This is a genomic window from Pseudomonas sp. LFM046, assembly GCF_000949385.2.
GTDB lineage: Bacteria > Pseudomonadota > Gammaproteobacteria > Pseudomonadales > Pseudomonadaceae > Metapseudomonas.
The window spans coordinates 1935209-1956582 of sequence record NZ_JYKO02000001.1 but is presented as its reverse complement, the minus strand read 5'-3'; the positions used below and the strand labels follow the sequence as shown (position 1 = coordinate 1956582).

Below are 21374 nucleotides of genomic sequence, written 5' to 3'. Positions count from 1 at the left end.
TGCCCTGGTAGGCAGCGCCCTAATCCTAGCCAGCTTTGGAAAGCACGCACAATCAGCGGGACGTTATGTTTTGTTAAGCAAGAAAGCCGCTTCGTAACTGATAACTGACCGAGCGGTCACGGGCCGCCGTATCACTTTCCTTCACTACCTGTCACATGGCGATCAGTGCGAGGCAGGTGGATGCATTACCCACCGACTGGACACCCCGGCGTGGGGAGCGAGAGACACCGCAAAAAAAAGGCCGCTACGGAGAGCGGCCTTTTCGTGGAGCGTTACGGGATCAACGAGTACCGCGGCGACGCAGGGCGGAAGGCTTGAAGTAGCCATCGTCCGGCACAGCCTGGGTGAAGTCGATGGTGGTCGGCTCTTCGTTGTCCAGGTTCTGCACGTGGTAGCGGCGGGCCTGCAGGTCGTGGAACACGTCCAGCGCGGACCAGGTGGTCGGCAGGTCGTAGTAGTTCTTCAGGTAAGCCACCGATACGCGCCACAGCTCGCCACGGCCGTCGTACTGGTCCACCACAGCGGCCTGCCAGCTGTCCTCGTCGAGGAACAGGGTGCGCTTGGAGTAGATGTGGCGGGCGCCCGCCTTCAAGGTGCCTTCCACGACCCACACGCGGTGCAGTTCGTTGCGGGTAAAGGCCGGGTTCAGGTGGCCGGGCTGCAGCAGGTCCTTGTACTTAACTTCAGGGCTGGAAACCTTGTAGTTGTTGTACGGGATGTAGATTTCCTTCTTGCCCACCAGCTTCCAGTCGTAACGGTCCGGAGCACCGTTGAACATGTCGGTGTCGTCGGCGGTACGCAGGCCGTCGGCCGCAGCGATCGGGGTGTCGTAGGCAAGGTTCGGCGCACGGCGCACGCGGCGCTGGCCGGCGTTGTAGCCCCAGGCCTGACGCGGCTCTTTCACCTGGTCCAGGGTCTCGTGGACCAGGGTCGCACCACCGGCCAGGCGAGCCGGGCTCTTGGTGAAGGACAGGTAGTAGAAGAGGATGTTGTTCAGGTCGGCGTACGACCCCTGCTGGTTGTAGTACTTGAACCGGGCTTCCTGCTGGGAGGTCACCAGGGAGTAGTCGCCATTGCGCTGCACAGCCACTTCCGAGGCGCGGCGCACGATGTAGGAGCCGCGATAACGGGTGATGTGGTTCCACACGGCCTCGACGCCGTTCTGCGGGATCGGGAACGGGATACCGCCGTAGGCATCGGCGAAGCCGTTACCGCCGTCCAGCAGCTTGGCGCTGGTGGCATTCTTGACGGTGTTGTCATACACCCACTGCGGCGCGGAGCCGGAGCGACGGGTCTGGTACACCGGCATCTGGAAGCTGTCCGGGTAGGCGTTGAACAGGGCGATCTGACCCGGGGTCAGGTTGGCCTTGTACTTGTCCAGGTTCGCCTTGGTGATGGTGAACAGCGGCTTGTCTTCCGGGAACGGGTCAGGATGGTGCTGGCCGGACTTGTAGCCCGCTGGAGCCTGGGTGATACCGCCGGTCCAGGCCGGGATGGTACCGGCGGCGTTGCCGGCCTTCTCGGCGCCGAAGGGGGTCAGGCTGGTGCCGAGCTTGGCGGCGTCCTGGGCCGAAACCGACGCCATGGCGCTGCTGGCGGAGAGCGCCAGGGCGACCGCGGCGCTAATCAGCGAAAGCTTCTTCAGCATGTGGGTTCTCCGTGATGGGTCTGCGTCGGGCGCCCGAAGGCGCCCGTCTTGTTCTTGTTGGGCTTAGAAGGAGTACTTGACGTTGAAACCGATGTTGTCGCGATCACGAGCCGAGTTGTTCTGGCCAGCGCCGTAGAACTCGGTGTACTGCAGCTCGGCCTCCAGGCTGTTCAGGTAGGTCGCCTTCACGCCCAGGGTGTAGGCCTTGCGACCTTCGATGAAGTTGCCGGTCTGGAAGGAGTTACCCTCGAAGTCGTCCTTGTAGACGGCATAGGGCGAAATGTTCACACCGGCGTAGACGTCGTTCCAGGTACCGGACACCAGCAGGGTGTAGCCGTAGGCGTTCTTGTTGACCTGATCGTCACGATCGCCACCGGAGACGTAGGAGTTGTTGCCACGGCCGGAGAAGTAGCGGTTCTCACCGTTGAACGCGGTGTACTGCAGGGAGCTGCCGCGCAGGTGCTCGGAAGCCAGTTCGGCAACGCCGATCAGAGAGTCGAAAGTCAGCCCGGGACCGAAGTTGTAGATGGTGCCCAGGGAGCTGTTGTAAGCCTCTACGCGCTCGACGTTGTGGATTGAGTCGCCCAGGTGGACGTCCTGGCCGCCGATGTTGACGGTCTGGCCCGAAGCCAACTGCGGAGCCTGGAGCAGCAGATCGCCCAGCAGGTCGTTGGTGGTGGCGACACCGATCGGCAGGTTCGGGCGGTAGGCCAGCTCACCAAAGACCGAGGCTTCACCAATGGTGGTGTTGAAGCTCAGGCCGTACATGCGGATGTCTTCGGCGTATTCGCGACGGGCATCGACCTGGTTCGCCACGTCGATGGTGGCTAGGCCGCCAACGGCCTGGGACAGCTGCGAGGTCGGATCAGACAGGCCAGCGCTCACCAGGTTGGGAATGTTGGCTAAGGCACCGCCGATGGCGGCGTCGAAGGCCGGAACACCCGTGGTGCCGCCTGCGGCGACCTGGGCGATCTGCTGCTGGGTGAAGCCGGCCTGCATCAGCTGCTGAACGGTCTGCCCAGTCACCACGCCTTGAGCGACCTGCTGCAGGTTCAGGCCCGCGTAGCTGCCCAGATCAGCCTGGATGGTGGGTTCCTTGGCGTGATAATTGACGAAGTAGAAGCCGAACTCAGTGGAGTTCAGTTCTTCGGCGATATAGCGGAAAGCCACACCGAACTGACCATCGTTCTTGGCGTTGATATCCGGACGGATGGAAGCAACCTTGATCACGCCGTCGCTGTTCACGGTAGGACCACCGGCCAGGCCACCCACCCCTCGGGCGCTCAGCGCAGAGTACGCGCCGGCCAGGGGCGTAAGGCGCGGCTGGGTGGAATAGGCGGTGTTCCCGCCCTCGGCAAACAGGTCGGTCTCGGAGAAGTAGGTGCCCACCGGGTCAATGGCCGATTCCTTCCAGTTCCATTGGTAGAAGGTTTCCATCGACAGGTTCTCGGTCAGACCGAGGTTGAAGCTCAGGGCTTCCACCGGTACCAGCACTTCCTTCAGCTCGGAGCCCGGCAGGCGGAACTTGGCGGCGTCCACCGGGTTGGTGGTGTTCACGCCACCGCGGTAGAAGATGCCCTCGCCCCAGTTGAACACCTGCTTGCCCACACGGCCGGTGACCGGCATGTCGGCCACGTCCCAGTTGCCATAGAGGTAGGCGTCGAGGATCTGCGCGTCACTGCCGGCCTTGTCGCGGGTCGCGTCGGTGAAGCTGTCATCCTTCGGGAAATTCTGGCTCGGCTGGGGCGGATTGTTGTTGTCCAGGTAGTCATTGCGCTTGTCCATGATCTGGGTGTCATAGAAAGCGGTGCCACGGACGAACATGCCGTAGTTCTTGTAGGTCGCTTCCAGGTCGGAAGTGATCTTGTAGACCTCGGAGACCAGGCCGGTATCGAAGTTGCGGTTACCGTCGTTGGTGTTGATGTCGTCGTTGGTCTTGTCGCGACCCTGGACGCGCCACAACTGGCCATACGACACGGTGGTGTCGATGGAGCCGGAAATTTCATCGTTGGCGAAGCTGAATTCCACTGCCTGGGCCTGGGCGGCTACCAGCAGCGGCAGAATGCCGGCGAAGGCGAAACCTGCCTTGGCCGGTGCGAAACGCAACATGGGCTTACGGGACTTGAGCTCCATTGAGTCTTACTCCGTGGACTGATCACTTTGTTATTGGCTGCCCGTCAGGCGGGCTTGTTTGTCCAGCCGCTCTTGGCGGCTTTTTTTGCTTCGGCAGGAAATCCCCAGCGCAGAGCGCACCCCGCTTCGTATGCACCGAAACAGGGCCAAACCAGCACCGACTTTGCAACCATGGTGCCAATTCAGAAATAGCTGTCAGAAAAGTTCCGCAGGTCGTCCGACAGAAAATTGTCAAACAAGTGACTGATCATCCACTGATCAAATCCAGATTTTCTGTCCGATCTTGTCGGACGATCTGGCACGATTTGTCACTCAAGATCACACTTACTGACGATGAACGTTCATACTAATGGCTGCCTGGTCAAGCCTTTTATGGGCTTTTAAGACCGATCGCGCATAGTTGTGGTCGGGGATATTTCGTTGAGTAACAAAAAAGTGTTACCGGAACTAACCAGTAACACTTCATGAAGGAACGATTTCGAAGGGATGACAGCCCGCTCTCGCGGGCTGCCGAGAGGGGGGGCGTCAGGCGAGGCTCTTGCTAACCACTTCGAAGACGTCGCTGGACAGCTCGCCGGACGCGAGGATGCGCTCCAGCTCCGCTTTCATGAGCTGCTGACGGCTGGCGTCATACTTGCGCCAGCGAGTCAGCGGTGCCAGTTGGCGAGAGGCAATCTGCGGGTTGAGCGCATTCAGCGTGATCACATGATCGGCGAGGAAGCGATAGCCCGCTCCATCGGCGCGGTGGAAGTTCACAAGGTTCTGGTTGGCGAAGGCACCGATCAGCGCACGCACCTTGTTCGGGTTCTTCAGCGTGAACGCCGGATGCTGCATCAGCGCCTGAACCCGCTCCAACCCACCCGGCAGACTGCACCCGGCCTGCACGCTGAACCACTGGTCCATCACCAGCGGGTCATCCTTGAAGTGCTCGGCGAAGCGCGCCAGGGCGTCGGCCTTCTCCGTCTCGAAGCTGGAGTTGACCAGCACGGCCAGGGCGGACAAGCGCTCGGTCATGTTGTCGCAATCGTTGAACTGCTCCAGGCAGGCTTCCAGCACTTCCGCCTTGCCGCTCTGCATCAGGTAGGACAGGGCGATGTTCTGCAGGGTACGGCGGGCGATGTGCGCGGCCTCGGCCACATAGGCGGTGTCACGGGACGCCGCGCGGTTGGCTTGGTAGCGCGCCAGCAGCGGCTGGAACAGGGCATCACCGATGGACTGGCGGGCGAATTCGCGGGCGGCGTGGATGGCATCCACATCCGCCACTTCGCTGATTTCGGTGAGATAGGCCTCGCTCGGCAGCGACAGCATCTCCGCCACCATGGCCTGGTCCAGGGACGCGTCTTCCAGCAGGGTGCGCAAGGCAGTGATCAGGCGCGGGTCCAGCACCAACGGCTCGCCACGCTGATGTTGGCCGATCAGCTCCTGCAGCACCTGCACCGACAGTTGCTGGCCAGCTTCCCAGCGGTTGAAGCCGTCCGAATCGTGCTGCATCAGGAACATCAGCTGGTCACGGCTGTAGGGAAACGCCAGTTTCACCGGCGCCGAGAACCCGCGCAGCAGCGAAGGCAGCGGACGTTCCGGCACCTCTACAAAGGTGAAGCGCTGCTCGGCCTCATTCAGCGCCAGCACGCGGCTGGTGCCCTGGGCCGCCGCCTCACCCTGCAGGCGCAGGGGCAGTTCGCGGCCGTTGCTGTCCAGCAGGCCAAGCTCCACCGGAATGACGAAAGGCTGCTTTTCCTTCTGGCCGGGAGTGGCCGGGCAGCTCTGGCGGAAGGTCAGGCTGTAGGTTTTCGCGGTGGCGTCGAACACCTCTTCCACGGTCACGCGCGGGGTGCCGGACTGGCTGTACCAGCGCTTGAACTGGGTCAGGTCGACGCCGTTGGCGTCTTCCATGGCCTTGACGAAGTCGTCGCACGTCACGGCCTGGCCGTCATGGCGCTCGAAATAGAGGTCGGTGCCTTTGCGGAACCCTTCGGCACCCAGCAGGGTGTGAATCATGCGCACCACTTCCGAGCCCTTTTCATAGACGGTCAGGGTGTAGAAGTTGGAGATCTCGATAAAGGAGTCCGGGCGCACCGGGTGGGCCATGGGGCCGGCATCTTCGGCGAACTGGTTGGTGCGCAGGAAAGCCACGTCCTCGACGCGCTTGACGGTGCGGGAGTTCATGTCGGCCGAGAACTCCGCATCGCGGAATACGGTAAAGCCTTCCTTGAGGGACAGCTGGAACCAGTCGCGGCAGGTCACACGGTTGCCCGACCAGTTGTGGAAGTACTCATGAGCCACCACGGCCTCGACACGCTGATGGGCGGCATCGGTGGCGGTTTCCGCCTTGGCCAGCACGCAGCTGGAGTTGAAGATGTTGAGCCCCTTGTTCTCCATGGCGCCCATGTTGAAGTCGTTGACCGCGACGATCATGAAGATGTCCAGGTCGTACTCGCGACCGTAGACCTCCTCGTCCCAGCGCATGGACTTCTTCAGGCTGTCCATGGCGTGCTGGACCTTGTCGATGTTCTCCGGCTCGACGTAGATGCGCAGGGCCACTTCACGCTGGGTCATGGTGGTGAAGCTGTCTTCCACACACCACAGATCACCCGCCACCAGGGCAAACAGGTAAGCGGGTTTCTTGAAGGGGTCTTCCCAGGTGGCCCAGTGCCGGCCGCCCTCCTCCGCCCCGCTGGCCACCGGGTTGCCGTTGGACAGCAGTACCGGGTAGCGATGCTGTTCGGCGCTCACCGTGGTGGTGAACTTGCTCATCACATCCGGGCGATCAAGGTAATAGGTGATCTTGCGGAAACCCTCGGCCTCGCACTGGGTGCAGAACATCTTGCCCGACTTGTACAAGCCTTCCAGCGCGGTGTTGGTTTCCGGGTGGATGCGTACGGTGCTGTCGAGGGTGAAGGACTTCGACTTCGGCTGCAGGGTCAGGTGGCTGTCATCCAGCTGGTAGTCGGCGGCGGTCAGCTCGCGGTCGTCCATGGACAGCGACAGCAGCTCCAGTTGCTGGCCGTCCAGCATCAGGGGCGGCAGGCCGTCGCCGCGCTCCGGATTGCGGCGCATCACCAGTTGGGCGTGGACCAGGGTGTGGTCCTCGTACAACTCGAAGGTCAGGTTGGTCTCGTCGATCAGGTACTCGGGGGCCTGATAGTCCTTGAGGTAGATGACTTTCGGTTGCTCGGTGCGCATGGTCGTCTCTTCGATTGCGGGGCGGCCCCATAACCCTGGGCCGCGCCTGATGAATGGGGCAAGGTCGGAGTATGGACTATTCCCCTGCCGACCTGACTACTTGATGACGTGAGCTACGCGGCGCTGATGGCCAACTGGTAGGCGGTGTACTTGCGCAGGTTGATCACGCCGGTATCGAGGATCAGGTACTGGCCCTTGATGCCCCGCAGCGTACCTTCCACCACCGGCGTCTTGTCCAGGTCGAAGCTGACGACCTTGGTCGGATAGGCATCCACCGGATAGCTGATCTCGATGGGCGCCAGGTCCATGACCGGCTGGATCGCCTGCAGGCCGAAGCGATCCTGCAGGGCGCGAATGCCCTCGGCGCAGTGATCGAACAACTCGTCACGGATGACCGGCAGGTCCAGCGGGGGCGCATCACCCTTGAGCATGGCGCGCCAGTTGGTGCGGTCGGCCACCTGGCTGCGCAGCAGGTCCTCGACGAAGCCGGATTGCTGGCGGGTGGCCACACGGAAGATCGGCAGCGCCTGGCTGGCGCCCTGGTCGATCCAACGGGTCGGAACCTGGCTGGCACGGGTGATGCCCACCTTGACGCCCGAGGAGTTGGCCAAGTAGACGACGTGGTCGGTCATGCAGAAGCGCTCGCCCCACTCCGGCTCGCGGCAGGTGCCCTCGTCGTAATGGCACTTCTCCGGGCTAACGATGCAGCTGTCGCACTGCGCCAGCTTGGTGAAGCAGGGGTAGCAGTAGCCCTGGCTGAAGCTCTTTTTTGTCTTGCGCCCGCAGTGGATGCAGTGGATGGCGCCGAGGAACTCCAGGCGCAGCTGCTTGCCGATCAGCGGGTTTGCCGCAACTTCCGCTTCGCCCAGGCGAAAGCCGTATTGCACGGGAGCTTCTAGGCGCACCGACATCTTGCTCAGTGTGCCGCGTCCTAGTTCCAGCATCAGTGAACCGAATTCGACTTGAACAGAATGTTGGGGATGGGCTCGGACTTGGAGCTGCACTCCTGCGGGCCCATGTAGCCAGTGCGCTCTTCCTCGGGCAGGTTCTTCATTTCCCAGGCGATCACCGCCTGCAACGACAGCTCCTTCTGCTCCTGGGTCAGCTTGCGGCCGTCCGGCCACTTGCCGAGTTCCACGGCCAGCTTGAGGCTCTCGTAGACATCCTGGGTGATGTTGCTGATCAGTTGGGCAAAAGACGACATGGGCCCCTCGCAGGGAAATGGAACAGGCTGCGCATTCTAACGGCGTAGACGAGCCAGGGCACCCCCAATCAGTCCGGTGGCACAGCCCGCGACCAGCCCGCCGACGTGCGCGCCATTGGCGATGGCGCCAAAGCCCAGTGCTGTGATCAGCCCGGACAGGCAGACCAGCAGCCAGACCAGCATCATCGCCATCACCCCCGGCGGCAGCCGGTAGGCCGGGCACGGCGCCAGGCGCTGGAACACCCAGCAATGGCCGAGCAGGCCGTAGAGCACGCCGGAAAGCCCGCCGAACAGCGTTGGGCCGCTGCTGAAGAACTGGGCGACATCGGACACCAGGCTAAAGCCGAGGGTCAGCGCCAGCAGCATGAGTCCGCCCTGGCGCGACTCGATACGCCGCCCCAGTTCCCAGAACCACATGGCGTTCATCGCCAGGTGCAGGATGCCGAAGTGGATCAGCATGGGGCTCACCAGGCGCCACCACTGTCCGGCTTCCAGACCATCGGCCACGGGCAGGAAATAGATGAAGTCGCCCTGGATTTCGAAGTCCTGGAAACTCAGCCAGCGAATGACCGAAAAGTTGTCTCCCAGGTTGGTCAGCCCAGCCACCACCAGGGTCAGTAACAGCACCAGGCTGGTAATGGGGCGGGCCTTGAGCTGGGCAAGCAGACCGGCGCGCGGCGCCTCCTTCGGCGTATCCTCCGACAACTGGAAGTGCGGATCGCCATCGGGGTAGCGCTCGTACAGCCCGCGCACCTGTTCCGCCAACTGCGGCCCCGGCACCCAGAGCACCTGCTCGCCGGATTCCTCGCTAACGCGGTAAGGCACTTCCAGCCGCCGCAGCAAGGCGATGAAACCGGAAAGGTCCACCGTCAAGGGCAGCCGCAATACTTCGACCGCGCTCATCTGGACTCCTCGGGGCGCTCGACTTCCACCCAGACGAATTTGTCCGGGTCCAGGCGGGTTTCCTGGTCGTACCGATACGCCACCAGCTTGCCGTACATCACCGCGCTGTAGTCCAGGCAAGCCAGGTTGCCGCGAATCGGCGCCGGGCGGCCACGCCGCCAATAGTGGCCGACGAACAGGATCGGTTCCTGCGGGCCGTAGCTGAGCAGACGCGATTTGTGGGCCTGGGACAGCGGCTGGCTGGCCACCTGCTCCGGCAGGGCGTCCGGTTGGAAGACCACATCGCCGTAGGTCTGCGGGTCCTCGGCCCAGAACTTGGTGCGGAACACCGAGCGGGTGAAGCCGTCGCTGCCCGTCAGGGTCATGCCGCCGGGCAGCGGCAGGTCGGTACCACGCAGCAGCCGGTCGAACACCCGCGTGGCGAAGCTGGAGGGCTCGGCGGCGGCCTTGAGGAACGCCTCGTTGATACGACCGTCCGGATGCATGTCCCGCAGCGCGGCGATCATCTCGCCGTCCCAGCAAGCGTGGACCATGCGGAAGCGGCCGCCATCAAGGAACAGCGGCAGTTCGTAGAACCAGCCGAGGAAGTCCCGCCAGTCCGCCGGATGGCCTTCGAACTGCTCCAGGGTTTCCTTGATCAGGCGGGCATGGCGCGGCGTGTGCTCGCGGACGAAGTGACGGCCGCTACCAGGCGGCGCCGGCGTGCTCCAGCCCAGGGCGTTGAATTCGTGGTTGCCCATGATGCAACGGGCTTGCCCAGCCTCCACCATGGCGTGAACCAGATGCAGCGCCTCGCGGATACGTGGGCCGCGATCGATGATGTCGCCCAGGAACAGCGCCATCCGCTGCGGGTGCCGCCAGACGTCACCCTGCTTGCGGTAGCCCAAGCGGTCGAGCAGGCGTTCCAGGGTATGGGCGCAGCCGTGGACGTCGCCGATCAGGTCGTAGCCACGGGCCGGATCGAGGCTCATCAGTCGCCTCCGCCGAGTCGGCTGCCCCAGCCCAGCTTGGTCCGGCAGACCTCGTAGTAGTTGTGATCCAGGGGATGGATCAGGCGCAGCTTCTGCGGCTTCTTGGCCACGGTGATGGTATCGCCGGGGGCACAGGTGAAGTGGTTCTGGCCATCGCAGGACACCAGCGGATAGATCTGCAGATTGGGCGAAACCACGATCTTCAGCTCACTGGTGCTGTCTACCACGATGGGCCGGCTGGACAGGGTGTGCGGATACATGGGCACGACGACGATGGCGTCGAGCTTGGGATGCATGATCGGCCCGCCGGCGGACAGCGCGTAGGCCGTGGAGCCGGTAGGGGTGGCGATGATCAGGCCGTCGGCCTTCTGGCTGCAGACGAACTGGCCGTCGATATGCAGCTCGAATTCGATCATCCGGGTCGATTTGCCGGGGTGCAGCACCACGTCGTTCAGCGCATCGCCCTGGCCGATGGCCTCGCCGTGACGACGCACCTCCGCCTCCAGCAGGAAGCGCGTCTCGACGCTGTAGCGGCCGTCCAGCACCTCGGCCACCTTCACTTCCAGCTCGTCGGGACGGATGTCGGTGAGGAAGCCCAGGCTGCCGCGGTTGATGCCCAGCACCGGTACGTTGTGCCGGGCCAGGGCTCGCGCTGCACCCAACATGCTGCCGTCGCCGCCGACCACTATCACCAGGTCGCAGACCTCACCGAGGATCTTCCGCGACGACGTCTGCAGGCCGTGTCCCGGCAGGACTTCGGCGATGGTGTCCTCGAGGATCACATGGAGATGGCGGTCCAGAAGGAATTTCTTCAGGCGGCGAATGGTGTCGAGCACATGGGAACTGCCCAGGCGACCGATGATGCCGATATTGCGGAATTGCTCCATGGGGCTCCAGAACGGCATGGCAGGATGGGGAATGGCGGAATTATGGGGGATAGCTGCGGACAGCGGCAAACCGCAGTCAGCTATGCTCGCAGCATGCAAGCCTTCGAATCGATTACCGACCTCCCCCGCCAGTTGCGCCACGCCGGCGTGCGCGACCTGGCCTGGGCATTACTCTCGCCGCCACTGCTCAGCCAATCACCCTGGCGCCAGCGCCACCCCCTCTGCGCCAGCGGCTGGGCCGACCACCCCGAGCACCTGGCCGACTGGCTGCGCGGCCTGGACAAGACGCCTGACGCGCTTGAGCACTGGCTGGCGCAGGCAACCAACCGCCGCCTTGGTCTTTACTACGAGCGCCTCTGGCAGTTCGCCCTGGGCCAGGCGCCAGACGTGGAACTGCTGGCGGCCAACCTGCCGATCCGCATCGCTGGCCAGACCCTGGGCGAACTGGATCTCCTGCTGCGGGATGCCGAAGGCGTGCACCACCTGGAACTGGCCATCAAGCTCTACCTGGGGCCGCGTCATGGCGACGGCAGCAATCCGTCGGAATGGCTGGGTCCGGGCAGCCACGATCGCCTGGACCTCAAACTGGAGCACCTCAGCCAGCACCAGTTGCCGCTTTCCGCCAGCCCCGAGAGCCGCCAGGTGCTGGACGAGTTGGATGCCCAACCGGCCAGCGCCGAACTCTGGCTCGGCGGCTATCTCTTCTATCCGTGGCCGGGCAGCTGCACCGCCCCGCTGGGCGCCAACCCCGCCCACCTGCAGGGCCGTTGGCTGCGCCACAACGAGCTGGACGACTTCCTCGACCAGGCCGGGGACGGCAGTTGGCAACCGCTACCCCGGCAATCCTGGCTCGCCCCAGCCACCTGCGAGGCCGAGGGGTGCTGGAGCAAAGAGCGCTTCCTCCAATGGCGCCAACAATTGGAGCCTGACAGCCCCGCCCGCTTGCTGGTGCGCCTGGAGCCAGATGACGATGGGCGCTGGATGGAAACCGAGCGGGTCTTCGTGGTCAGCGACCGCTGGCCGCTGGAACCGTTGCAGGCATGATCCGGGTTCCGTCGATGGGCAAACCGCCCCCGAACGGCAGGCCCGAAACGTCACGCTGACAGGGGATCAGCGGCTGCGTTCGACCCGCCCACCGGAGCGGGCCAGGTAGCCGGAGCCGGCTTCGCTGATGAGGGCATCCCGCTGCACCGCCGGCAGGGCGTCCAGGCCGTCCCTCAGGGCGTAGGCGCGAAAGCCCAGTTGGGACAGCATGAAGACCGCGCTGGCGCTGCGCTTGCCGCTGTCGCAATAGCACAGGTAGGTGCCTCCGCTTCTGAGCAGGCGCGCCTTCAGCCGTAGCAGGTGCAGCGGCATGTTCAGCGCCTGGGGCGCGTGGGCGCGCTCGTACTCCTCCTGCAGGCGCACATCCAGCCACTGGCCGCCGCTGCCCATCAAGCGCACCGCTTCTCCCAGGCTCACCTCGTCCACCACGGGCGCCTTGAGCAGTTCGAGGAAGTCCTCCCGGTCGAGGCGCTGGAGCACGCTGTCCTCCAGCAAGGTGATGCTGGCGTTGCGCGGGCAATCCCCCAACAAGGCCTCCTCACCGAAGCAGGCACCGACTTCCAGTTCAGCAAGCAGTTGCCGCTCGCTGCCTGCGCCACGAATCACCTCGGCGCGGCCCGACTGCAGGAAGTAGCAGCAGTCGCCCTCCTCCCCTTCGCGCATCACCTGGCTGCCCGCCGGCAGCTCTACACGCCGCAGGCGCTCCAGCATGCTGCGCACATTGGCCGGCGGCACCTTGGCCAGCAACGGACTGGCGAGCAGGAACTCGAGCCACTCGCTGTCGCCGTCCTGACCCATTTCCAGCATCAGGTCCTGGTGGGTAGAGCCCCAGGTGAGCTGGCGTGCCAGGGCTGCACTGTCGATGGACAACAGCGAGCAGTCGCGCAACGCCAAGGCTTCATGCAAGCGCGGCAGACTTGGGGAGAGGGGATGACAGCTGGCTTCACTGCCGGCCTCCAGGCGCACTTCCACGCCTTCGGCATCACGCAGCAGCAGTTCGCCGGAGAGCAGGTACCAGGTCAGGCGCGCCTGGTCGCCGCGCCGGAACAGCAATTGGCCGGCCAGCAGAGGCTGCGGCACCAGCTGTGAACGCAATTCGCGCCACTGTTGGTCGGACAGCGCGTTGAGCGGAACCAGGCTACGCAGTTGCTGGGGATTCAGGGGTTCGCTCATGGAATCATCCTTGTTCTTGCACTGCCCGGTCAGTGTAGCCGGCCAGTTTCAACAGATCGGCCTGCATGGCCCGACGCCCTTGCAGGCCGCCGGTGTGCAACAGCACCAGCCGGCTGCCGGACGGGATGCGTCCGGCCCGCACTTCGCCCGCGATGGCAAGCACGGACTTGGCGGTATAAACCGGATCCAGCGGGACACCACTCTCCCGCTCGCTATCCAGCAGAAAACGTGCGAACTCGGCATCCAGGCGGGCGAAGCCGGCACGGCTGGCGTCGATCAGGCGATAGCCCGCGTCTGCCCGCCCTGACTCAGCCAGGATGGCGCTCACCTGCTCGGCCACACCATGGTCCGGCGGCACTGCGAGCGCCCCCATCACCGGGTGCCGGCCCTCCTCGCCCAGCACCAGGCCAGCCAAAGTGGTACCGGTGCCGGCGGCAGTCCAGAGGCTGTGGTAGTCGTCCCAGCCCAGCGACGGCAGTTGTTCGCGGATCATTTCCACCAACGCGGCACAGCCCTGGGCACCCGGCAAGCCGCCACCTCCTTCAGGCACCGGCTGGAAGCGTGGGTAACGCTGTAGCCAGGGCTCCCAGAAGCCCGGCTGGTGGCGTGCGCGATAGCCGCCGTAGCCCAGCCAGTGGAGCGCCATGCCGAAGCGCTCGAGATCCCGTACCGTGGGCGTGTCCTGTGGCTCGCCGCGCAGCAGACCGACAGTGGGAAAGCCGAAGCGCTTGCCCGCTGCCGCCAGCGCATGGAGGTGATTGGAATGGGCACCACCCAGGCTGATCACGCCCTCGGCGCCTTCACGCGCGGCCCGTGCCAGGTAGGGTGCCAGCTTGAACCACTTGTTGCCGGACACCAACGGATCCAGGGCATCCAGGCGCAGCACGGCCACTTCCACGCCGGCCGTGGCCAGCCAGGGCAGGCGCAGCGGTTCAAGGATGGCGCGCGGGTTCCAGTCAGGCAGGGTCAGGGGCAAGGTCGAGTCCGTCGGCGCCCGATCAGCGGGCGCAAGGAAAATTCGTGAGCGTGGAGTGAACGCCGCTCAGCCGGCGGTACGCAGGCGCCCTCCCGCCCGATGCCGGGGGCAGCAGTTGGATTCGCCGACGACGAAGCGGCTGGGGGCCTCGACGCGATCGATGGGCATGCTGCAGCGCTCGCCGCTGGGCAGGCTCGCCTCGCAGGTGGGCTGTTGGTAATGGGCCAGCCACTGGCGGTACTGGGTCTCGGACACGAAGCACTTGGCCGCTGCGTAGGCCTGGGGGTTGTCCTGGTAGCGGGGGATATCGGTCAGCGGAATGGTCAGGTGACCGGCGCCGGGATGATAGACGACGAAGACCACCCCCAACTGGGACAGGCGCTCCAGCACCTGTTGGCCTGACTGGCCTTCGAGGGCTTCGCATTCCTGGCGCAGACGATTGATCTCGGCTTGCAACTGGGCATCCACCTGGTCGCGGTAGGCCAACTCGACATCGCGGATGGCAAGCTGCTCGCGGTACTCGTTCACGGCAGCGTCGACCCGCGCCTGGAGCTCGCCCTCGAACTGGGCCCGGAGGATATCCGCCTCGGTGCGTCCGTGGCGTTCCAGGGCACGCATTTGCAGGGCCATTTCTTCGCGGCTGGCCTGGTAACGCTCCGTTTCGCCAGCGAGCTGGGCCTGCAATCCGGCATTGACCTCCTCCTGCTGGCGCAAGGCGTGCTGCAGGGCGCGCATCTGCTCCTGCAAGGCCGAATTGCTCTGGTCGGCGGCCTGGCGCACACGGGCCAGGGCCTCTTCGTTCTGCTGGTTGAGGGAGCTGAGGCGCAGACGCTGCTGGCGCACCAGCTGGGCGGTCTTCAGCCGATGCTCCTTTTCCATCTTCTCCGCCAGTTGCTCGGCCATCTCCTTGGTGATTTCCGGCGGCGCGTACCAACTGTCTTCCTGAGCCACCTGCAACCGTTCGGCATCCAGCACCTGGGGCGCCTCCTCCTCCACCAGCACCCCGAGGCTGTTGACCTTGACCGCATCGCGCAGCAGCGCGAGGTCATTGCAGTCGGCGTTGAGGCTCGGGTCCCAGAGGTGCATCTGCTGCCAGGACACCGGGCACTGGCTGCGACAGGCCAGGCGGATGGGCCCGGCGCCCAGGTCAGGGCCGCGTCCGGCACGTTCGGCCAACTGCCGCAGGGGCAGGTTCCAGCCGGTATCGGCACGGCCGTCTTCATCGAAGTCGAGGTAGAAGAAAACCACCGAGCGCACTTGCAGGCGCGCGTTGATCATCAGGTAGGCCAGGCGCACCTGGCTGTCGGCGAACTCCGGCAGACCGACCACGCCGTCAAGGATCGCTTCGAATTCGGAGTAGAGCATCTGCTTGCAGATGCCGCGGTCGTTGTAAAACACGACGGCTTCCACCAGTTGCGGCTTCTTAAGCTTGCTCATCCCTCGACCTCTGGCTCAGTGCGGTGAATCGCGGTGGGCGTTGATGGGGGCCTGACGTGCGCGGGTTCAACCCGCACGCACTGATCCGGACTGTAGAAAAGTCTAGGGGATATTAGCCGGCGAGCAATGTGACTGGGTTGGCACTCGCCTGCCGCCAAAGCCCGTCGGACCGGCGGCAGGACGAAATTGTGACGTGGTTGGAACTGGAGGGAAAGCCGCCCGGCGGGGAACCGGGCGGCGGAGGGGATCAGAGTTCGGCGGCCAGGCGCGACCCCTGATTGATGGCGCGCTTGGCATCCAGCTCGGCGGCCACATCGGCACCGCCGATCAGGTGCACGCTCTGCCCGGCAGCCACAAGGCCTTCGTGCAGTTCACGCAGCGGGTCCTGGCCGGCACAGACGATCACGGTGTCCACCGGCAGCACCTGGGGTTCGCCCTCGGCGATGCGGATGTGCAGGCCGGCGTCGTCTACCTTGAGGTACTCCACTGCGTTGAGCATCTGCACCTGCTTGTTCTTCAGGCCGGTGCGATGGATCCAGCCGGTGGTCTTGCCGAGGCCGTCGCCCACCTTGGATTTCTTGCGCTGCAGCAGGAACACCTGACGCGCCGCCGGATGCGGCTGCGCCTGGATACCCTTGATACCGCCACGGGCCTCCAGGGCGCCGTCGATGCCCCACTCCTTCCAGAAGGCCTCGCGGCTCAGGCTGGTGGATTCGCCTTGGTGGGTGATGAACTCGGAGACGTCGAAGCCGATGCCGCCGGCGCCGATCACCGCCACCTTCTGCCCCACCGGCTTGCGCTGGAGGATGGCGTCCAGGTAACCGATCACCTTCGGGTGATCGATGCCGGGGATGTCCGGGGTGCGGGGGGAAATACCGGTGGCGAGGATGATTTCGTCGAAACCGCCCTTGGCCAGGTCGTCAGCGGAAACCCGGGTGTTCAGGCGCAGGTCGACGCCGGAGGTGTCCAGCTTGCGCTTGAAGTAGCGCAGGGTTTCAAAGAACTCCTCCTTGCCCGGTACGCGCTTGGCCACGTTGAACTGGCCGCCAATCTCGGAGGCGCCGTCGAACAGGGTCACGCTGTGGCCACGTTCGGCGGCGACGGTGGCGGCTGCGAGGCCCGCCGGGCCGGCGCCGACCACGGCGATCTTCTTGGCCTGGACGACCGGGATGTAGTTCAGCTCGGTCTCGTGGCAGGCACGGGGGTTGACCAGGCAGCTGGTGAGCTTGCCGCCGAAGGTGTGGTCCAGGCAGGCCTGGTTGCAGCCGATGCAAGTGTTGATCTCGTCGGCGCGGCCTTCGGCGGCCTTGTTCACGAAGTCCGGGTCGGCCAGGAAGGGACGGGCCATGGACACCATGTCGGCATCGCCTTCGGCCAGAACCTGCTCGGCCACTTCCGGGGTGTTGATGCGGTTGGTGGTGATCAGCGGAATCTTCACCTCGCCACGCAGCTTGGCGGTGACCTTGGTGAAGGCCGCGCGCGGCACCTTGGTGGCGATGGTGGGAATGCGCGCCTCGTGCCAGCCGATGCCGGTGTTGATGAGGGTGGCGCCAGCGGCTTCGATGGCCTTGGCCAGGATGACGATCTCGTCCCAGGTGCTGCCGCCTTCCACCAGGTCGAGCATGGACAGACGGAAGATGATGATGAAGTTCGGGCCTACCGCCTCACGTACGCGGCGGACGATCTCCACCGCCAGGCGCATGCGGTTCTCGTAGCTGCCACCCCAGCGGTCGGTGCGCTGGTTGGTGTGGGCGGCGAGGAACTGGTTGATGAAGTAGCCCTCGGATCCCATGATCTCGACGCCGTCGTACTCGGCCTGCTGGGCCAACGACGAGCAGGTGACGAAGTCCTGGATCTGCTTCTCGATACCCGCCTCATCCAGCTCGTTGGGCTTGAAGGGGTTGATCGGTGCCTGGATGGCCGACGGCGCCACCTGCTTGGGGTTATAGGCGTAGCGACCGGCATGGAGGATCTGCATGCAGATCTTGCCGCCCGCCTCGTGCACCGCGCGGGTGACGATGCGGTGCTTTTCAGCCTCTTCCACGGTGGTCAGCTTGGCTGCGCCAGCATAGACGCCACCTTCGGCGTTCGGGCCGATGCCGCCGGTGACCATCAGGCCGACGCCACCACGGGCACGCTCGGCGAAGTAGGCGGCCATGCGCTCGAATCCGTTGGGCTTTTCTTCCAGGCCGGTGTGCATGGAGCCCATCAGGGTGCGGTTCTTCAGGGTGGTGAAGCCCAGGTCGAGGGGCGCGAGCAGATGCGGGTAACGGGCGGCGGTCATGGTTCCTCCACAACAGGCAGTGCTATTCACGAAGTGCCCCTGGCCTCTGCGGGCCGGGGTCGGTTGTGGGGCAGACGATAAAGACCGGACGTGGCCGCCTCAATGATCGGAAGTAACAAGTTACTGACCCAAACTGACAGTCACCCTTGGCAATCCCCACTGCCTCCCCTACCCTGAGCGGCATCCAGAATTTCCGGAATTCCCATGCGCAAACTGCTGACGCCTCTGATCGCCGCCATCCTGGTGAGCTGCATGACCGCCTATGCGGTCTGGACCGGCGAGCGGCCGCGCGCGCATTACCTGTCCGACCTGCGTGCCAGCCTCGCCAGCGACGTCGGCGCAGCCGGCACCAGCGGCAACCTGCTGGCAATCCGCCCGGCGCTCTACCCCAGCGACTACCGCGACCCCGACCTGCTGCGCATGAAGCTGGCCGCCGCCCTGGACCAGGCCCGCGCCAAGGGCCTGCTGAACGAGAAAACGGTGGTCGCCCTGCCCGACCATATCGGCACCTGGCTGCTGCTGCGGGACGAAAAGCACCATCTCTACCAGGCCCGCACCTTCGCCGAGACCGGCCGCCTGCTCACCCTCAGCCACCCCACCCTGCTGGGTCGCCTGTTCCTCCAGGGCCAGGACCTGGAAGAGGCGCTGCTGCGCGCCAAGGCACGACGCATGGCGCGGGACTACCAGAAGCTGTTCAGCGGCCTGGCCAGCCAGTACCGGGTGACCATCCTCGCCGGCTCCATCCTGCTGCCCTCGCCCTATTTCAAGGACGGCAAGCTGCGTAGCGGCCACGGCGCCCTCTACAACCTGGCGCTCGCCTTCTCCCCGGATGGTCGGCTGCTGGGTGAACCCTTCAGCCAGCCCTGGCCGCAAAGCGCCCGGGGCGAGTCCCGGCAAAGCCTGCAAACCACCAGCGGCCAGGTCACCATTACCCGCAGCTGGAGCCCGGGCTACCCGCAGAACCAGGTGACCCTGAACAACGGCCAGGGCAGCGCCAGCGAAGCGCTCTTCCTGCGCGGCCGGCTCTGGCCGCTGTACAACGCCCCGGCCGGCAGCGAACTGACGCCTGCCGCCGCTCCTCAGGCCAGCAAGGCGCCAGGCACTCACCTGCTCAATGCCTGGCTGGAGCCCCGATGAAACCGCAACGGGTAAAGCTGGGCGACCTGTCCGTAGGCTTCGTCCATAGCATGGCGGCGGCCCTGGAAGAGGCCGGCCAATGCCCCGGGGAATTGCTGGAACGCTTCGGACTGGATGCTGCTCGGATGGCCGAGCCTCAGGCGCGCCTGTCGATTCCGCGCTACATGCGCCTGGGCCACGCGGCCATCCAGCAGAGTGGCGACCCAGCCCTTGGCCTGGCCATGGGACGCCTGAGCCGCCTGGGGCACCTGGGCCTTACGGGCGTCTGCGCGGCCCAGGCGCCGAACCTGCGGGAAGCGGCTCGCGCCCTGACCCGCTTCGAACGGCTCTACGCCAGTAATTACCGCGGCCAATCCAGCTTCCACGAAGACAGCAAAGGCGCCTGGCTGCGCTTCTATTCCATCAGCCCGTACAACGCCTATAACCGCTTCGTGGTGGATTCGATACTGGCGGGCTGGCTGAGCTATCTGGGCCAATTGGCCGGCAGCGGCATCCGGGTGGAGAAGGTAGAGATCGAATTTCCTGCGCCGGACTACGCCGAACGCTATGCCGAGCACTTCGGTTGTCCGGTGGAATTCGAGGCCGGCGCCAATCAGCTGCGCCTATCCCTGGACACCCTGGCGACTCTCGGGCGCGAACACTGCCCCAGCACCTGGCGGCAACTGCTGGATATCTGTGAGCGTGAACTGCTGCAGCTGACCCGCACCCGCAGCCTGCGTGAGCGCATTACCCAGCTGCTGGGGCCGTTGCTGCACGGGCGGGAGCCGGACCTGGAGGAGGTGGCGGCGCGCCTGCAGATGCCCAGTTGGACACTGCGCCGCAAGCTGGCCGAGGAAGGCACCCAGTTCCGCGCCATCCTCAATGAAACCCGGCGCGACCTGGCCATGGCCTACATCCGCGACACGGAACTGGCCTTTGGCGAAATCGCCTACCTGCTCGGCTTCGCCTCGGCGGAAGCCTTCCAGCGCGCCTTCAAGCGCTGGAGCGGCAGCACTCCCGGGGAGTTCCGCCGCGCCCAGCGCCAGGCAGGCTGATCACATTTCAGTGGCGTCGTCGGCGGGCTCCACCGGGTCTTGTTCGGTGGCGTGGAAATCGAGAATTTCTTCCTGGTAATCGTCCATCCTGGTCTCCTCCTGGTGTCTGTCGAGGTCATGAAAACAAAGACCATGCCAACAGGCTAAGGATTCCAGGTGACGGGAAAATTACTTCAGCCAGAGAGCGCTGAGCGTTCTCGTACCCTCTACGCGGACTGTCTGGTGCGCATGGCGCACCCTACTGGCGTGTTGAACGTAGCGGCGGGATGAAAGCCAGGAAAAGAAAAAGCCCCCAGGTATCGCTACCTGAGGGCTTCTCTATATGGCGCAGCGGACGGGACTCGAACCCGCGACCCCCGGCGTGACAGGCCGGTATTCTAACCGACTGAACTACCGCTGCGTGTCGGCTGGACTTGCGTCCGGTGAAACCTTTGCATCGTCTGGCGACCTGATCCTGTGGACCTTGCCGCCTCATGCCCGAGCATCTCGAACATGGGAAATATGGCGCAGCGGACGGGACTCGAACCCGCGACCCCCGGCGTGACAGGCCGGTATTCTAACCGACTGAACTACCGCTGCGCGTCGGCCGGACTTTCGTCCGAATCTCACAAGGAATGGTGGGTGGTGACGGGATCGAACCGCCGACCCTCTGCTTGTAAGGCAGATGCTCTCCCGGCTGAGCTAACCACCCATCGCCTTGCGAGGCGCGCAATTTACGCAGAGGGATCAGCTAAGTCAACACCCTGTATGGAATTTTTCTTCAGATCGGTCGTTCAAACGATTCCATAGCCGCCGCACAAACGCACCGTCTCGAAGCGCCCGCCCTCTTCCGGTGCAACCTCAGCCGCCCACCTTGAGGGAAAGCCGGGCGGTCACTCGGCCATCTTCGCTGCGGTCCATCCCGGCTTCATCGATCCGCACCCCTTGCCCTTCCAGTACGCCGAGCCAGCGCAGCAAGTTGGGGAAGGCGGCGGGCTGCAGGTTCACCTGCACGGCGCCGGGCGCATCGCTCTCGATGCGCTCGACAGCGAGCCCCTGTTGAGCCGCCGTCGCGGTGACCAGCCCCTGCAAGCGCTCCGGCTCCACCTGACTCTGGGGTTTGCCCTGCACCGCCCGCGCCTCGGGTGCGTGAAGTTGCAGGTAGGCATGCAGGCTGCGCTGGGTTTCGAAGAATTCGCGGGCACTGGCCAGGCGGCGCTCGGCCGGCAGCCAAAGCAGCAGGTAGAGCAGGACCAATGCGAGGAAAATGCCCAATCCCAGCAGGGCCATGCGGTCCCGGGACGGCAGGGCACGCCAGCGTGCACCCACCGAGGAAGCCTGCCATTGCGCCTGGAGCGGCGTCCTGATTGCGTCGAGCATC

16 protein-coding genes and 3 tRNA genes are annotated in these 21374 nt (G+C 64.7%); 3 read left to right on the top strand and 16 right to left on the bottom strand.

Features of this window, described 5'->3' with window-relative positions; genetic code table 11:
• Nucleotides 1-280 precede the first annotated feature (280 nt).
• The 8 genes from TQ98_RS09125 to TQ98_RS09090 form a co-directional block, all read right to left on the bottom strand.
• Nucleotides 281-1648 (bottom strand): DUF1329 domain-containing protein, encoded by a 1368-nt coding sequence (locus TQ98_RS09125; RefSeq protein ID WP_044875019.1) that lies wholly within the window; start codon nucleotides 1646-1648, stop codon nucleotides 281-283.
• A gap of 63 nt (nucleotides 1649-1711) precedes the next feature.
• Nucleotides 1712-3781 (bottom strand): DUF1302 domain-containing protein, encoded by a 2070-nt coding sequence (locus TQ98_RS09120; RefSeq protein WP_044875018.1) that lies wholly within the window; start codon nucleotides 3779-3781, stop codon nucleotides 1712-1714.
• A gap of 525 nt (nucleotides 3782-4306) precedes the next feature.
• Nucleotides 4307-6964, bottom strand: coding sequence for an aminopeptidase N (gene pepN / locus TQ98_RS09115; protein WP_044875017.1), 2658 nt, complete (start codon nucleotides 6962-6964; stop codon nucleotides 4307-4309).
• 113 nt (nucleotides 6965-7077) lie between these two features.
• Nucleotides 7078-7908, bottom strand: coding sequence for a DUF2797 domain-containing protein (locus TQ98_RS09110; protein WP_177410165.1), 831 nt, complete (start codon nucleotides 7906-7908; stop codon nucleotides 7078-7080).
• Nucleotides 7908-8168 carry a DUF1315 family protein gene (locus TQ98_RS09105; RefSeq protein ID WP_044875014.1) on the bottom strand — a complete coding sequence of 87 codons (261 nt, stop codon included), beginning with the start codon at nucleotides 8166-8168 and terminating at the stop codon, nucleotides 7908-7910. The genes TQ98_RS09110 and TQ98_RS09105 overlap by 1 nt, the downstream gene beginning before the upstream one ends.
• Before the next feature lie 36 nt (nucleotides 8169-8204).
• Nucleotides 8205-9071: a rhomboid family intramembrane serine protease gene (locus TQ98_RS09100; protein ID WP_044875013.1), complete on the bottom strand. Its 867-nt coding sequence runs from the start codon at nucleotides 9069-9071 to the stop codon at nucleotides 8205-8207.
• Nucleotides 9068-10042, bottom strand: a complete 975-nt coding sequence (locus tag TQ98_RS09095) for a metallophosphoesterase (protein ID WP_103102922.1) — start codon at nucleotides 10040-10042, stop codon at nucleotides 9068-9070. Before TQ98_RS09095 ends, TQ98_RS09100 begins: the two co-directional genes overlap by 4 nt.
• The gene (locus tag TQ98_RS09090) at nucleotides 10042-10929 is read right to left on the bottom strand and encodes an NAD(+) kinase (RefSeq protein ID WP_044875010.1); all 888 of its coding nucleotides are present in this window, start codon (nucleotides 10927-10929) and stop codon (nucleotides 10042-10044) included. The genes TQ98_RS09095 and TQ98_RS09090 overlap by 1 nt, the downstream gene beginning before the upstream one ends.
• A 93-nt stretch (nucleotides 10930-11022) precedes the next feature.
• Between TQ98_RS09090 and TQ98_RS09085 the strand changes: the two genes are divergently transcribed.
• Nucleotides 11023-11973: a DUF1853 family protein gene (locus TQ98_RS09085; protein WP_044875009.1), complete on the top strand. Its 951-nt coding sequence runs from the start codon at nucleotides 11023-11025 to the stop codon at nucleotides 11971-11973.
• A 66-nt stretch (nucleotides 11974-12039) separates the two neighbouring features.
• Here TQ98_RS09085 and TQ98_RS09080 read toward each other — a convergent pair whose 3' ends face one another.
• From TQ98_RS09080 to TQ98_RS09065, 4 genes are all read right to left on the bottom strand, one after another.
• Nucleotides 12040-13146, bottom strand: coding sequence for a cyclic nucleotide-binding domain-containing protein (locus tag TQ98_RS09080; protein WP_044875008.1), 1107 nt, complete (start codon nucleotides 13144-13146; stop codon nucleotides 12040-12042).
• A 4-nt stretch (nucleotides 13147-13150) separates the two neighbouring features.
• Nucleotides 13151-14116 (bottom strand): pyridoxal-phosphate dependent enzyme, encoded by a 966-nt coding sequence (locus tag TQ98_RS09075; protein ID WP_177410214.1) that lies wholly within the window; start codon nucleotides 14114-14116, stop codon nucleotides 13151-13153.
• A gap of 72 nt (nucleotides 14117-14188) precedes the next feature.
• Nucleotides 14189-15559, bottom strand: coding sequence for a chromosome partitioning protein ParA (locus tag TQ98_RS09070; RefSeq protein WP_044875006.1), 1371 nt, complete (start codon nucleotides 15557-15559; stop codon nucleotides 14189-14191).
• A gap of 247 nt (nucleotides 15560-15806) precedes the next feature.
• Complete coding sequence (locus TQ98_RS09065; protein ID WP_044875005.1) at nucleotides 15807-17843, bottom strand: NADPH-dependent 2,4-dienoyl-CoA reductase; 2037 nt, start codon at nucleotides 17841-17843, stop codon at nucleotides 15807-15809.
• A 204-nt stretch (nucleotides 17844-18047) separates the two neighbouring features.
• On the opposite strand from TQ98_RS09065, the gene TQ98_RS09060 reads away from it, so the two are divergent.
• A complete protein-coding gene (locus tag TQ98_RS09060; RefSeq protein ID WP_103102921.1) occupies nucleotides 18048-18980 on the top strand; it encodes a hydrolase in 933 nt (310 codons plus the stop codon).
• Nucleotides 18977-20014, top strand: coding sequence for an AraC family transcriptional regulator (locus tag TQ98_RS09055; protein WP_044875004.1), 1038 nt, complete (start codon nucleotides 18977-18979; stop codon nucleotides 20012-20014). The genes TQ98_RS09060 and TQ98_RS09055 overlap by 4 nt, the downstream gene beginning before the upstream one ends.
• Before the next feature lie 323 nt (nucleotides 20015-20337).
• On the opposite strand, the gene TQ98_RS09050 is transcribed toward TQ98_RS09055, so the two are convergent.
• The 4 genes from TQ98_RS09050 to TQ98_RS09035 form a co-directional block, all read right to left on the bottom strand.
• Nucleotides 20338-20414: transfer RNA gene (locus tag TQ98_RS09050), tRNA-Asp, on the bottom strand.
• Nucleotides 20415-20516: 102 nt separating this feature from the next.
• A tRNA-Asp gene (locus tag TQ98_RS09045) sits at nucleotides 20517-20593 on the bottom strand.
• Between the two features lie 36 nt (nucleotides 20594-20629).
• Nucleotides 20630-20705 (bottom strand) — tRNA-Val (locus tag TQ98_RS09040).
• A gap of 149 nt (nucleotides 20706-20854) precedes the next feature.
• Nucleotides 20855-21373 carry a type II secretion system protein M gene (locus TQ98_RS09035; protein ID WP_082073312.1) on the bottom strand — a complete coding sequence of 173 codons (519 nt, stop codon included), beginning with the start codon at nucleotides 21371-21373 and terminating at the stop codon, nucleotides 20855-20857.
• Nucleotide 21374 lies beyond the last annotated feature (1 nt).

Coding starts and splice junctions, on each gene's coding strand:
- TQ98_RS09125 (WP_044875019.1), bottom strand. CDS start 1,648: ATGCTGAAGAAGCTTTCGCTGATTAGCGCCGCGGTCGCCCTGGCGCTC.
- TQ98_RS09120 (WP_044875018.1), bottom strand. CDS start 3,781: ATGGAGCTCAAGTCCCGTAAGCCCATGTTGCGTTTCGCACCGGCCAAG.
- pepN (WP_044875017.1), bottom strand. CDS start 6,964: ATGCGCACCGAGCAACCGAAAGTCATCTACCTCAAGGACTATCAGGCC.
- TQ98_RS09110 (WP_177410165.1), bottom strand. CDS start 7,908: ATGCTGGAACTAGGACGCGGCACACTGAGCAAGATGTCGGTGCGCCTA.
- TQ98_RS09105 (WP_044875014.1), bottom strand. CDS start 8,168: ATGTCGTCTTTTGCCCAACTGATCAGCAACATCACCCAGGATGTCTAC.
- TQ98_RS09100 (WP_044875013.1), bottom strand. CDS start 9,071: ATGAGCGCGGTCGAAGTATTGCGGCTGCCCTTGACGGTGGACCTTTCC.
- TQ98_RS09095 (WP_103102922.1), bottom strand. CDS start 10,042: ATGAGCCTCGATCCGGCCCGTGGCTACGACCTGATCGGCGACGTCCAC.
- TQ98_RS09090 (WP_044875010.1), bottom strand. CDS start 10,929: ATGGAGCAATTCCGCAATATCGGCATCATCGGTCGCCTGGGCAGTTCC.
- TQ98_RS09085 (WP_044875009.1), top strand. CDS start 11,023: ATGCAAGCCTTCGAATCGATTACCGACCTCCCCCGCCAGTTGCGCCAC.
- TQ98_RS09080 (WP_044875008.1), bottom strand. CDS start 13,146: ATGAGCGAACCCCTGAATCCCCAGCAACTGCGTAGCCTGGTTCCGCTC.
- TQ98_RS09070 (WP_044875006.1), bottom strand. CDS start 15,559: ATGAGCAAGCTTAAGAAGCCGCAACTGGTGGAAGCCGTCGTGTTTTAC.
- TQ98_RS09065 (WP_044875005.1), bottom strand. CDS start 17,843: ATGACCGCCGCCCGTTACCCGCATCTGCTCGCGCCCCTCGACCTGGGC.
- TQ98_RS09060 (WP_103102921.1), top strand. CDS start 18,048: ATGCGCAAACTGCTGACGCCTCTGATCGCCGCCATCCTGGTGAGCTGC.
- TQ98_RS09055 (WP_044875004.1), top strand. CDS start 18,977: ATGAAACCGCAACGGGTAAAGCTGGGCGACCTGTCCGTAGGCTTCGTC.
- TQ98_RS09035 (WP_082073312.1), bottom strand. CDS start 21,373: ATGCTCGACGCAATCAGGACGCCGCTCCAGGCGCAATGGCAGGCTTCC.